We start from the raw sequence: 12261 nt of genomic DNA, 5'->3' as shown, positions 1-12261 counted from the left end.
TACATAGTATTTAAAATGAGAAACGATATAATCGTATGAAGAAATTAATATTATTGGCTTCGCTTGCTGCTATGCCGTTGATAGCAATGGCGCAGCACGAAGAAGATACGGAGAATGGCGTGGTGTCATTGGCCGGAAGGGAGGGCTTTACTATTTCCAGCAAGAGAGGCGACTTTGTTTTCAAACCCTATTTGCTGGTACAGACAAGTGCCAATCTGAATTGGTATGATGATGAAGGCTTGGACAAGGCTTATAATCAGGATAACTTCGCCAACTCCGGTTTCTCAGTGCCTTATGCGGTACTGGGTTTTACGGGTAAGGCTTTCGGAAAAGTGTCTTTCAACCTTTCCATCAATGCGGCGGCCGGCGGTGGCGCTTTGTTGCAGCAGGCTTGGTTTGATGTGCAGTTCAGGAAGCAGCTGGCATTGCGCGTAGGTAAGTTCAAGACACCTTTCTCGCATTCCTACCTGACTACGTTGGGCGAAACATTGTTGCCGCAGTTGCCTGTCTCGCTGACATCTTCCGTCATCATGCCTTATTCGCTGAACGCTGTTACTCCGAATATGGCTACCGGCTTTGACTTGGGCGTGGAACTGCACGGACTGGTAGGCGAGAAGTTTGGCTATGAGGTAGGCCTGTTCAATGGTACGGGAATTTCCGTGAATACAGCGTCAAAAACTATCAGTGACGACTGGCATATACCTTCTTTGCTTTATGCGGGCCGTCTGACTTATATGCCTAAGGGAGTGATGCCTTCCACGCAAGGTAATCCGAACCGCCTGAATGAAGACAAGATGCTTTTCGGCTTGTCCGGTTCTATCAATGTAGAGAGTGAAAATGAGAGTACAAACGATACGCGTGTCGGTTTGGAGTTTGCGATGTTGAAGAACAAGCTTTATCTGGCTGCCGAGGCGTACTATATGAATGTAGGGTTCACCAAGCGGCAGAAGATTGATGAGACGTATCATTATTTGGGCGGTTACGTGCAGGGAGGTTATTTTGTGGCTCCCCGTGTTCAGGCGGCCGCACGCTACGACTTCTTCAACCGTAACGGTACCGGTGACGACGGCTTCCTGAATATGCCGGCTGTGGGTATGAATTATTTCTTCAAAGGTTGCAACTTGAAGTTGCAGGCTATGTATCAGTATATAGCCCGTTGGGGACATGACACACAGCTTGACCGCGATAATGATAACTTGGGACTGGCTACGCATTCCGCTACCGTTTTGCTGCAATATACATTCTAACAGATTGAAGAAAGGATTTATCTATGAAGAACTATATTCTTTTCTTATCGCTGTTCATGTTCGTTTTCGCTTCTTGCGATGAGGGCAGGCTTTATCAGGACAGGCTTATCGTGCCGGAAGAAGGGCGTGTGGTGAAGCTGCATGTGAATATGAGCGGAGTGGATACATGGCCGGACGGCTACACGGTGGTTCTTGCGGGTTTCAATGCCGGTAAGGAGTATTCGCTGATAGCAAAATCCATCCCGAACAACGGTGATGTGGACATGGTAATGGCGGGTATAGGTGAAGACGTCACTTCCATCGAACTTTGCGTGACGAACCGTATTCGTGAACGTGTCTATTCATTTTACACACAGGACTTCTCGACAGTGAATGCCGATACCACCCGGGTGGATGCCGGAACAATCAATGCGGGTATGTTCAATGCCATTCAGCAGGGTATTTTTCTCGGTAAGTCGTGTGTAGGTTGTCATGGAACCAGTACGACTGCCGCTGCCAACCTGGATTTGAAAGAGGGTGTCAGTTATAAGAACCTTGTGAACAGTCCGTCTGTCATAATGCCCGAATGGATGCGTGTTAATCCGGGTAATTCCGATGAAAGTATGTTGTATCAAATACTTTCCTCCCCTATAAGCAAAGAGTGGGGACACGATCATTCGCGGGATATAGAATCGTCTATAACGCTTGATATGCTTAAAGACTGGATAGACTCCGGCGCCAAAGAATAACTTCTATCAACAACAACGAAAAAAGATATTGTTATGAACAATAAACAACAAAAGCCAACAGAAAAGACCTTCGCTGAAATCTTTGAATATAATGTGGAAAATGGCGTTTCGGAATATCATGTGATGATTCATGCGCGTTGTCCGGAAGATACATACGAGCAGCAATTGAATGCAGTGGTGAATGCCTATTTCACTTTGCTCGAAGGGGAGCTTCATGGTGCTGTTGCCGTTTTCAAACGTTATTTTCTGAGCGATGCCGCCAATCAATCGGATATGCTGTTGGCGCTTACTACTGAGAGTTCGGATTGCGCGCTTTCCATTGTGGAACAGCCACCGTTGGACGGCTCTAAAATAGCCTTGTGGGCATACCTGCAGTCCGGAGTACAGACAAGAGTGCTTCACAACGGGTTGTTTGAGGTGAAGCATGGCGCTTACCGTCATCTCTGGAGCGGCAATGCCTTTAATCGTGCGGCCAACTCCGAATATCAAACCCGTTTGTTGCTGAATGACTATGTGATGCAGCTCATGGAACAGGGATGCAAATTGGCGGACAACTGTATCCGTACGTGGTTCTTTGTGCAGAATGTAGACGTGAACTATGCCGGAGTGGTGAAAGCCCGCAACGAAGTATTTGTTACACAAAACCTGACCGAGAAGACGCATTACATATCGAGTACCGGTATTGGCGGTCGCCATGCCGATTCGAGAGTGTCTGTGCAGATGGACGCGTATGCCGTCGACGGGATAAAGCCCGGACAAGTTCATTTCCTGTATGCGCCTGCACATTTGAATCCTACTTATGAGTATGGTGTCAGTTTTGAGCGTGGCACGTATGTGGATTACGGCGACCGCCGGCAGGTCTTTATCTCCGGTACGGCAAGTATCAATAATAAAGGCGAGGTGGTGCATCCGGGAAACATCCGTAAGCAGACCGAACGTATGTGGGAAAATGTGGAGGCTCTTCTGAAAGAGGCCGGTTGCACATTCGCCGACTTGGGACAGATGATTGTATACCTGCGTGATATGGCGGATTATACTGTGGTGAAAGAAATGTACGACAAACGTTTTCCCGCTACTCCCAAAGTGTTTGTCCATGCGCCTGTATGCCGTCCGGGCTGGCTGATAGAAATGGAGTGTATGGGTGTGAGGAGATTTGAGAATAAGGAGTATGCCCCTTTCTAAAGAACTGACTGATGCGTCGTAATTTGAAACGATTGTTTGTAACTATATATATCTGCCTCGTATGCTTGCTTGCCATAGCTACATTTCTGGAGCAGGCGTACGGGACGGATTTTATAGAAAAGTATATATATCATGCTTTTTGGTTTTGTTGTGTCTGGGGGATTCTGGCCGTTGCGGCTATTATAGCATCAGTTGGAAAGCGGCTGCGGAAGTTTCTCCCTGCGTTGTTGTTGCATGGCTCCTTCCTCGTGATTTTGGCGGGAGCCATGATTACGTTTGCCGGCGGCAGGAAAGGGTATGTACATCTTATTGTAGGGAACAAGGTAAGCAGTTTTGTGGAACAGGAGAGCCGCCGAGAGATAGATTTACCCTTTACATTGCTTTTGGACAGCTTTCGGGTGGAATACTATCCCGGTACGGAAGCCCCCGCGGACTATATCAGCCATATCCGCATCTTACGGCCGGGGCAGGGTGCGGACAGTTCCTCTTGCAGCCGCACAGTTTCCATGAACCGCATTTTGTCAGAGCAAGGCTTCCGCTTCTATCAGTCGTCTTTTGATGAAGACAAGCAGGGCAGTTGGCTGACAGTGAATCACGACCCTTGGGGAATAGGAATTACTTATGTGGGATACATCCTGTTGGGTATCTCTATGATTGGAATACTTTTCAGCCGCAAGGGAGAATTTCGCAGGTTGATGAATCATCCGCTACTTAAAAAGGGGGGCGTGCTCTGCCTTTTGCTGTTGGCGGGAAATATGCAGGTACAGGGGCGAATGCTTCCGGTCTTAAACATCAGGCAGGCGGACAGTCTGGCTTCCGAGCAGGTTATTTATCATGACAGGGTGGTACCTTTCAATACCCTTGCCCGTGATTTTGTGATGAAGTTGACGGGACGGGCGTCTTATGCGGGTTTAACTCCCGAACAGGTTATCGGCGGCTGGTTGCTGCGTCCGGAAGTGTGGCGGTACGAACCGATGATTTACATTAAGAACCGGGAACTATGCCGTTTGTTGAACTTGAAAACGTCTTATGCTTCTGTGACCGACTTGTTTGACGGACAGCGGTATCGCTTGCAGGACTTCTGGCAGGGCGGGCGGGAAACCGGCTGGAAAATGTCTCCTTTGGAAAAGGCAATCGTGGAAACGGACGAAAAGGTGGGATTGATTCTGATGCTTCAAAAGGGCACCTTGATTCGCCCTCTGCCTAAGGATGGCAGTGTAAAGCCGTTGTCATTGTCGAAGGTACGTGCAGAACTAATCTACAACCGCATCCCTTTCAGTAAATGCCTGTTCATGTTCAATCTGACGGTTGGTTTGCTGGCATTCTTCCATTTGGTATATTGCGGTCTGCGCCGTTCTTCGGAGCGGAGCGCTTTGTCACGCCGGATAAGCCGTTTGTTTGTGGCGGTCCTTTATGCGGCATTCCTTTTCCAGCTCCTCGGATATGGTCTGCGCTGGTATGTGGGCGGGCGTATTCCGTTGAGCAACGGATATGAGACGATGCAGTTTATGGCCTTGTGCACACTGCTGTTGGCATGCTTGTTTCGCCGCAGGTTTCCGTTTACGGTTCCTTTCGGCTTCCTGCTTTCGGGATTTGCGCTGCTCGTCGCCCATTTGGGACAGATGAATCCGCAGATTACCCCTTTGATGCCTGTACTTGTGTCTCCTTGGCTCAGTATGCACGTTTCACTGATAATGATGTCCTATGCGCTGTTCGCCTTTATGATGCTGAACGGAATACTTGCTTTGTGCATTCGCAGGCACGGGAAGATGCTGATGCTCCTCAGTCGTCTTCTGCTTTATCCGGCGAACTTCTTCTTGGGTGCGGGCATCTTTATGGGGGCTGTCTGGGCAAATGTGTCGTGGGGACGGTATTGGGCATGGGACCCTAAGGAGGTTTGGGCGTTGATTACGTTCCTTGTGTACGGAATGGCGTTTCACTTGAAGAGCCTGCCCGCTTTCCGCAGGCCGTTGTTCTTTCATATCTATATGATTGCGGCTTTTCTTACGGTATTGATGACTTATTTCGGAGTGAATTACATCTTGGGCGGAATGCACAGTTATGCAAATGCTTGATTAAAACGATGATGTTACCTATTTATAATGACTGTCGCCCTTTATTATACCTATATCGGGTGATTGCGGCATCGGGACGGATGCCGTATCTTTGCAACATCAGATTTAAAGAATGAATTAGTTAGTCATAATTACGTAACCACTTTTATGAAGATAAAAGGATCCCCGCTTTCCGATGTGACATCGTGAAGCGGGGATTTATTTTGTTGCGGATGAAGGAGGATGCTGTCGGGCTGAGTATAGGGAAAAGATTATCAGGGATGCTTATCGAAACCGTCAGAGTTGCTTGGGAAAGGGTGCTAAGGTACGGGGTAATCTTTATCTCCAACTTGAAGATGTTCGTCTTTAGGCTGAAGATGGACATCTCTACGCTAAAGATGTGTATCTTTAAGCTGGAGATGAAACCCAAACGGCAGGTTAAGATGTCTTTCTCCTATGGAGAGACGGGTTTGGAAAGGGACTTAGCCCTCTTCTCTAATAGGGGGTGCGTAGGAAGGCTTGGCAGGGAGTTTATAAGGAGTCTTTAATGTCGCTCAGTTCTACCAGCTTGTTCACAATGGCATAAATGGTGAGGCCTGCGGGAGAGTGTATTTGCAGTTTGCGTGCAATGTTGCGGCGGTGGGTAATGACGGTATGGATAGACAGGTACAGTTTGTCGGCAATCGCCTTGTTGGTCATTCCTTTTACAACGCAAGTGATGATTTCCTTTTCGCGTTGGCTGAGCGTTTCCTGTTCGCTGTCCTTCTCGTCTTCCTCTTCGGTATGGAGAAGGCGGTTGATTTTTGAGGTAATTACTTCAATATCATCACAGATGGCGATATTTTCATCGTACTCTTTCAGCGCGTTATTGTCGATGACGGAACATACCAATGCGATGTATCTGATGCTGTTGCTGTTGTGGTCTGTCTTGAAAGAAGGCAGGTTGAACCAGCCGCCGAAAGTCGGATTTACGATTACAATATCGGGAGTGTGCAGATGGATATAGTTCTGCAGCGCTTCCGGTGACGACACTTCGATGGGGTGTACGTTCAGGTTGGGAATGCGTTTGAGTACTGCCGCAAGACCACTTCGTACAATGACCGAAGTTTCTGCAACAACTATTTTCAGAGAAATATTATTGTTCATCTTTCAGTCTTTTTTCTATTTGTGCTACGGCGGGAACAAACATATAGTCTTCTACCTGGCAATGCGATGCAAGGTCTTGTTCGCAGTTGAAGATGTCGAACAGAACGGCATTCAGGAGATTATTGTTTTCTTTTTCCGGATAGTACTTGATGATGATATTTTTCAGTTCTTTCAGTTTGGTATCTATCTGGTTGTGCTTGCTGGCAAATGTGGCGATGTTGTATTTATCGGATAGCTTGCCTTGCAGCAATTGCTCCACATAAGTAAAGACAGCCTCGTTTTCGTATTCCATATGGCGGCGCACTTCTTTGGCGTATTCATCAAAGAATTTGAGGATGAGGTAGGCCACATCATTATCTCTGGAGCAGTCTATGGCCTCTATCAGCTTGCGGCGCATGGCAGGCAGGTTGAAGTCGAGGAAGTAGGCGTGCGCACGTTTCAGATAATCCATAAGCGCCGGAATAGAGAATGAGTCATCATCCGCACTGTAAGAGTATTGCTCTTCGCTGATGAAATTGGCCACGGCGAGGAAAGTGCGGTAGTCTACATTCTGGGCTTCACAGACATCCTTTACGCTCTTGTCTCCAAATCCAAGCGACAAACCGAAGCGGCTCATCACCATTAATAAGGAGTAATTATCGCAGATGAGGTCGCTCATCTTGTCCGTTGCCCGATATTTATGTTGTTCATTCATTGTAGGTTATTCCTTTCCACTCTATGTTTCGGGCGCAAAGTAACGGCTTTTCTTCGAGAACTGCAATCGCTATTTGTAGGTATTTTGAGTGGTATGGTGTACTAATCCGGATTGATTTTTTATCTTTGTCGAAACTAATGATAAAACTTCTTTGCTATGAAACGGACTTTGCTCGCTTTGATTGCTGTCATTATATCTTTGGGAAACGCCGGACCGCTTTCCGCCTGTACTTCTGCAGTGATTTCCGGCAAGGTAACTCCCGACGGCCGCCCCTTGCTGTGGAAAAACCGCGATACGGACTTTCCGCAAAACAGTGTGAGATATTTCTCAGGTGAGCGCTATCCGTTTGTAGCCGTTGTCAACAGTGTGGAAGATAATCCGACGGATGTATGGATAGGTACGAATGCCGTGGGTTTTTCCATTATGAACACACAATCCTATAATTTAGTCGAGGTGAAACCCGGTGAGGAGCGTGGAGAGGCTAACGGACGGGTCATGCGGCGTGCATTGGAAGTGTGTGCTACGGTAAAGGATTTCTGTCAATTTCTTGACACACTCTCTAAGCCCAGTTTGATTGAAGCAAACTTCGGCGTGATTGATGCCGAAGGAGGTGCGGCCATGTTCGAGGTGGATTATTATAAGTATGTGATGTATGATGCCAATGACCCCAAAGATGCACCTTGTGGGTACATTGCACGTACCAACTTCTCCTTTTCCGGCAAGGTGAATGAGGGAGCGGGCTATGTTCGCTTTATGCAGGAAGATAAGTTATTGATGCCGGCCTCGGCTACGGGGCAGATTACCCCGCAATGGATATTCAGTGAACTCTCTCGTTCTTTTGCCAATCCGCTCTTGGGGATTGATTTGAAGAACGGTGATTTCAATCGTCCTAAGACAACCGGGTGGTTTGTAGATCAGGACTTTATAGCGCGTAGCAGTACGGCAAGTTCGGTTGTTGTGCAGGGAGTGAAGGCGGGAGAGCATCCCGAACTCACCACGATGTGGACCGTCTTGGGGTATCCGCCTACCGGAGTGGCAATGCCTGTTTGGGTGAAGGGGGCGGATAAGGCTTTGCCGAAACTTCTTGTTCGCGATGAAATAAAGAAGGTCTCTCCTCTGGGTAATTGGTCGGTAACATTGGCAGGTGATGTTTTCTCTTATGAGCAAGGGATGGGCAGCAATCGCTATATGAACTGGGAAAGGCTTTTTAATGCTGATAAGAATGGCTATATGCAGTTGCTGGCTCCGGTGGAGAATGAGGTGTTTCGGCGTACAGAACCGCTTTTGAAGGAGTGGCGCAGGAAAGGAAGTGCGGACGCCAAAGCTATGCAGTTGCTTTATAATGAACTGGATACTTTTATCAGTATGCAATACGCGGACTTGTTCGAATTGTAATTATCCGGTTAGAGGTATATCGGTTTTATGTATATCGGTATTATTCGTCTCTGTCCGCCGCTATGCAACGCTCGATATGTGTCAGTATTTCCGCTTCTTGTTCGGGGTGAAACCAGTGTATCTCTTCGTCCCGCTTAAACCACGTCATTTGTTTGCGGGAGTAGATGCGTGAGTTCTGTTGAATCTTCTCAATGGCAAAAGGGAGTGTCCATTCGCCGTCGAGATAGTTGAATATCTCTTTATAACCTACTGTATTCAATGAATTGAGTGCCCGGTGAGGGTAGACGCTGCGGGCTTCTTCTACCAGTCCGTCCGTTATCATCTGTTCTACACGTTGGTTTATGCGGTCGTACAATTCTTCACGATTGCGGGTGAGCCCTATTTTAATGATACGGAAGGGGCGTTCCTTTTTTTTCTGCGTGCGGAAAGAGGTATAGGTCTTTCCTGTCATATAACAGATTTCAAGGGCATGGATTACTCGTTTATGGTTCTTTAAATCCACGATTTTGTAATACTCTGAGTCCAACAGCTTCAGTTCGGCACAGAGATTTTCCAGACCTTCTGTTTCGTATTTGTGCAACATCAACCGGCGAGTTTCGGCATCTACGGTAGGAATGTCGTCAATCCCCTTACATACGGCATCTACGTACATCATGGAACCTCCGGTAAGGAGTACAACCTCATGCCGGGTATAGAGTTTCTCAAGGAGTTGCAGTACTTCGGTTTCATATTGGGCGGCGCTGTAATAGTCGGTAAGTTGCAGTGTACCGACAAAATAATGCCGTACTCGTTGCAGTTGTTCCGGAGTAGGAGCGGCCGTACCGATTTTTAAATCGGCATAAAGTTGTCTTGAATCGGCAGAAACGATGCACGTTTGAAAATGCTCTGCCAATCGGAGACTGAGTTCCGTCTTTCCTACTCCCGTAGGGCCTATAAGTACTATCAATGTTTTCATGAGGTCGTAAAAAAATAGTTCGGGCGAAAAACAGTTGTATCCTCCGATATGAATGTATCCTTATGGGATATTTCATTATCATTGGAGCAAATTGTTATTCGCCCGAACGGTTCTATCAGAATTTGTCTTCTTCGTAGGGTATATCGGCAGAGCCTTCGTCTAAACCGCCGAAGCCTTCTTTGTCGAAGTCTTCCATATCGAAGTCTTGATCGCCATAGAAGCTTTCATCCAAGTCGAGCGAACCGCCGGCTGCCGCCATTTCTTCAAAGTCAATGGTTTGTTTGGGTGCTTCTCCGGCTTTCTTGGTGCACTTTGCTCCGGTCATGTTTTTGCCGGTGATGATTTCGGAGAGTTCGATGAAGAAACAACGTTCCGTCATGTAGTCGAATACATATAGAAGTTTTTGCTTTTCGTCTTCTACCAATTCGCTGATTTGGGTATCTTTCATTACCCAGCTGTCTATTTCCGGATTATCATCCATCTCTTCAAGGGTAACTTCTTTTTCCTTCTCCCAATCATCATCGCAAATGAAGAAAGAGGTCATCTGGTCGCTGGTATAACCCGCTGATTTCAGGATAGCTTCGTGAAAATCATAAAATGTAGCTTCCGGGTCAATCTGTATTTCTCTTACGAAGTCATCCGCTTCATCGGAGATAAGAGTAAATCTATATATCATAGTGTTAACTTTTTTATTTACTTGCAGGGATAATGCCGCGAGTTGATTCACGTATAAAGTTTACAATATAGCTGATTTCGGGTGTCATTTCCATTTCATTTTCAATCTTCTTCAAAGCTTCCGTATTGTTCAGTCCGCTTTGATAGATGATGCGGTAGGCGTCATGAATGGCTTCGATTGTTTCGTTGGAGAAACCGCGGCGGCGCAGCCCCACAATGTTGAGACCTGCATAACAGATGGGTTCGCGACCGGCTATGATGTACGGCGGTATGTCTTTGCTGAAACGGCATCCGCCTTGTATCATACCAAATCCGCCTACGCGGCAGAACTGGTGCATCAGTACGTTGGCACTGATGATGGAGTTGTCGTCTATTACAATCTCACCTGCCATTTTAGTGGAGTTGCCGATAATGCAACCGCTTCCAATGAGGGCGTCATGTGCCACATGTACACATTCCATCAGCAGGTTGTTATTGCCTACAACGGTCTTTCCTTTGGCAGCTGTGCCTCGGTTGATAGTTACGTTTTCACGGATAATATTGTTATCGCCTACTTCGGCGGTGGTCTCTTCTCCTCTGAACTTCAGGTCTTGCGGAATGGCGCCGATTACGGCTCCGGGAAAGATTGTATTTCCATTGCCGATACGTGACCCGTACAGAATGTTGACATTCGCCATAATCTTATTGTTATCGCCGATTACCACATTCTTGTCAATGAAAACAAAAGGAGCAATCTCTACGTTTTCCCCGATTTTTGCTTCGGGATGAATATACGCTAAGGGACTTATCATAATTAACTTACTTGTTTTTTACTATTTGAGCCATAAATTCAGCTTCGCACACTACCTTTTCGCCTACAAATACATAGCCTTTCATAGTAGAAATCCCTCGGCGGATAGGAGCCAGCAGTTCAACGCGGAAAATCAAAGTATCTCCCGGCACTACTTTCTGGCGGAACTTAACACCGTCTATCTTCATAAAGTAGGTGGAATAACGTTCCGGTTCGTCTACGGAGTTCAGGACAAGCAGACCTCCGGTCTGTGCCATTGCTTCCACTTGCAATACACCGGGCATTACGGGCTCTTGCGGGAAGTGTCCTTGGAAGAAAGGTTCGTTGGCTGTTACATTCTTGACACCTACAATGTAGTTGGCGCCAATTTCAATTACTTTATCTACCAGTTGGAACGGATAGCGGTGCGGTAGCAATTCACGGATGCGGTTTACATCCATAATCGGTTCGCGGTTGCAGTCGTATGAGGGAGCCTGTATTTCGTGCAGACGGATTTCCTTACGCATCTGGCGGGCGAATTTATTGTTGATGGTATGTCCCGGACGTGTGGCAATGATGCGGCCTTTGATGGGTTTTCCTATCAGAGCCAAATCGCCGATTACGTCCAATAATTTATGGCGGGCACATTCGTTGGGCCATACCAGCGGTTTGTGATTGATGTAACCCAGCTGTTTGGCATCCATATGCGGTACGCCCATTACATCGGCAAGCTTGTCGTAAGCATCCTGAGGCATTTCGCGTTCGTAGATAACGATGGCGTTGTCCAAATCACCGCCTTTGATAAGTCCGGCCTGTAACAGCGGTTCTATCTCGCGTACAAATACGAAAGTACGGCTGGCGGCTACTTCATCCTTGAACTTTGTCATATCCTCCAATGTGGCGAATTGGTTGGGGATGATGGTGGAGTCATAAGATACCAGCACATTCAGACTGAAATTCTCATCGGGTAATACGATAATGGACGAACCGGTGGTTTCATCGCGGAATTCAATCTTGGACTTGATAATATAGAAATCTTTTACAGCATTCTGTTCTACTGTACCTACACGTTCTATTTCGTTGACGTAATATTGAGCACTTCCGTCCAAAATCGGAAATTCCGGACCGTTCACCTGAATCAGGCAGTTGTCTATGCCCAGTGCATAAAGTGCAGCCATACCATGCTCTATGGTACTTATCTTAACCCCGTTTTTAGAGAGGACAGTACCGCGTGTCGTTTCAGTCACATTATCGGCAACAGCGTCAATGACGGGTTGACCTTCCAGGTCGATACGCTGAATTTTATATCCGTGATTGTCCGCAGCCGGGTTGAAAGTAACGGTCAGATCAAGTCCAGTATGAAGACCTTTTCCACTGAGCGAAAAGCTGTCTTTCAGAGTCTTTTGTTTCAACATT

Annotated in this window: 12 protein-coding genes; 6 read left to right on the top strand and 6 right to left on the bottom strand. The window is 47.0% G+C overall.

The annotated features are described in order from the left end of the window. Window positions 1-35: 35 nt before the first annotated feature. The 5 genes from DW121_RS01105 to DW121_RS01085 all read left to right on the top strand — a co-directional run bounded on the left by DW121_RS01105 (window position 36) and on the right by DW121_RS01085 (window position 5759). Window positions 36-1247, top strand: coding sequence for a porin (locus tag DW121_RS01105; RefSeq protein WP_117711127.1), 1212 nt, complete (start codon window positions 36-38; stop codon window positions 1245-1247). 23 nt (window positions 1248-1270) lie between these two features. Continuing rightward, window positions 1271-1975: a hypothetical protein gene (locus DW121_RS01100; protein ID WP_117711128.1), complete on the top strand. Its 705-nt coding sequence runs from the start codon at window positions 1271-1273 to the stop codon at window positions 1973-1975. A gap of 33 nt (window positions 1976-2008) precedes the next feature. Further along, window positions 2009-3157, top strand: a complete 1149-nt coding sequence (locus DW121_RS01095) for a Rid family hydrolase (protein WP_118322841.1) — start codon at window positions 2009-2011, stop codon at window positions 3155-3157. A gap of 11 nt (window positions 3158-3168) precedes the next feature. Continuing rightward, window positions 3169-5232, top strand: coding sequence for a cytochrome c biogenesis protein CcsA (ccsA, locus tag DW121_RS01090; RefSeq protein WP_118322840.1), 2064 nt, complete (start codon window positions 3169-3171; stop codon window positions 5230-5232). Between the two features lie 212 nt (window positions 5233-5444). Then, entirely contained in the window at window positions 5445-5759 is a 315-nt protein-coding gene (locus DW121_RS01085; protein ID WP_117711131.1) for a hypothetical protein, read from the top strand. Here DW121_RS01085 and DW121_RS01080 read toward each other — a convergent pair. Together DW121_RS01080 and DW121_RS01075 are read right to left on the bottom strand one after the other, a co-directional pair. Beyond that, on the bottom strand, window positions 5743-6357 hold the full coding sequence (locus tag DW121_RS01080) for a response regulator transcription factor (protein WP_118322839.1): 615 nt from the start codon (window positions 6355-6357) through the stop codon (window positions 5743-5745). The two genes, DW121_RS01085 and DW121_RS01080, sit on opposite strands and share 17 nt — an antisense overlap. After that, on the bottom strand, window positions 6347-7051 hold the full coding sequence (locus DW121_RS01075) for a hemerythrin domain-containing protein (protein WP_118322838.1): 705 nt from the start codon (window positions 7049-7051) through the stop codon (window positions 6347-6349). Before DW121_RS01075 ends, DW121_RS01080 begins: the two co-directional genes overlap by 11 nt. Before the next feature lie 156 nt (window positions 7052-7207). On the opposite strand from DW121_RS01075, the gene DW121_RS01070 reads away from it, so the two are divergent. Then, entirely contained in the window at window positions 7208-8446 is a 1239-nt protein-coding gene (locus DW121_RS01070; protein WP_118322837.1) for a hypothetical protein, read from the top strand. A 40-nt stretch (window positions 8447-8486) separates the two neighbouring features. Here the strand turns inward: DW121_RS01070 and miaA are convergent, their stop codons facing one another. From miaA to DW121_RS01050, 4 genes are all read right to left on the bottom strand, one after another. Further along, window positions 8487-9401 (bottom strand): tRNA (adenosine(37)-N6)-dimethylallyltransferase MiaA, encoded by a 915-nt coding sequence (gene miaA, locus DW121_RS01065; RefSeq protein ID WP_117711135.1) that lies wholly within the window; start codon window positions 9399-9401, stop codon window positions 8487-8489. A gap of 115 nt (window positions 9402-9516) precedes the next feature. Further along, window positions 9517-10077 (bottom strand): IS1096 element passenger TnpR family protein, encoded by a 561-nt coding sequence (locus DW121_RS01060; RefSeq protein ID WP_117711136.1) that lies wholly within the window; start codon window positions 10075-10077, stop codon window positions 9517-9519. 13 nt (window positions 10078-10090) lie between these two features. Next, window positions 10091-10867, bottom strand: a complete 777-nt coding sequence (lpxA, locus tag DW121_RS01055) for an acyl-ACP--UDP-N-acetylglucosamine O-acyltransferase (protein ID WP_117711137.1) — start codon at window positions 10865-10867, stop codon at window positions 10091-10093. Between the two features lie 7 nt (window positions 10868-10874). Continuing rightward, window positions 10875-12260: a bifunctional UDP-3-O-[3-hydroxymyristoyl] N-acetylglucosamine deacetylase/3-hydroxyacyl-ACP dehydratase gene (locus DW121_RS01050; RefSeq protein ID WP_117711138.1), complete on the bottom strand. Its 1386-nt coding sequence runs from the start codon at window positions 12258-12260 to the stop codon at window positions 10875-10877. Between the last annotated feature and the right edge of the window lies 1 nt (window position 12261).

Source organism: Bacteroides sp. AM10-21B, from assembly GCF_003472565.1.
Lineage (GTDB): Bacteria > Bacteroidota > Bacteroidia > Bacteroidales > Bacteroidaceae > Bacteroides > Bacteroides propionicigenes.
The sequence above is the reverse complement of the archived record's forward strand: the minus strand, read 5'-3'. Positions and strand labels throughout refer to the sequence as shown.

Coding starts and splice junctions, on each gene's coding strand:
- DW121_RS01105 (WP_117711127.1), top strand. CDS start 36: ATGAAGAAATTAATATTATTGGCTTCGCTTGCTGCTATGCCGTTGATA.
- DW121_RS01100 (WP_117711128.1), top strand. CDS start 1,271: ATGAAGAACTATATTCTTTTCTTATCGCTGTTCATGTTCGTTTTCGCT.
- DW121_RS01095 (WP_118322841.1), top strand. CDS start 2,009: ATGAACAATAAACAACAAAAGCCAACAGAAAAGACCTTCGCTGAAATC.
- ccsA (WP_118322840.1), top strand. CDS start 3,169: ATGCGTCGTAATTTGAAACGATTGTTTGTAACTATATATATCTGCCTC.
- DW121_RS01085 (WP_117711131.1), top strand. CDS start 5,445: ATGAAGGAGGATGCTGTCGGGCTGAGTATAGGGAAAAGATTATCAGGG.
- DW121_RS01080 (WP_118322839.1), bottom strand. CDS start 6,357: ATGAACAATAATATTTCTCTGAAAATAGTTGTTGCAGAAACTTCGGTC.
- DW121_RS01075 (WP_118322838.1), bottom strand. CDS start 7,051: ATGAATGAACAACATAAATATCGGGCAACGGACAAGATGAGCGACCTC.
- DW121_RS01070 (WP_118322837.1), top strand. CDS start 7,208: ATGAAACGGACTTTGCTCGCTTTGATTGCTGTCATTATATCTTTGGGA.
- miaA (WP_117711135.1), bottom strand. CDS start 9,401: ATGAAAACATTGATAGTACTTATAGGCCCTACGGGAGTAGGAAAGACG.
- DW121_RS01060 (WP_117711136.1), bottom strand. CDS start 10,077: ATGATATATAGATTTACTCTTATCTCCGATGAAGCGGATGACTTCGTA.
- lpxA (WP_117711137.1), bottom strand. CDS start 10,867: ATGATAAGTCCCTTAGCGTATATTCATCCCGAAGCAAAAATCGGGGAA.
- DW121_RS01050 (WP_117711138.1), bottom strand. CDS start 12,260: ATGTTGAAACAAAAGACTCTGAAAGACAGCTTTTCGCTCAGTGGAAAA.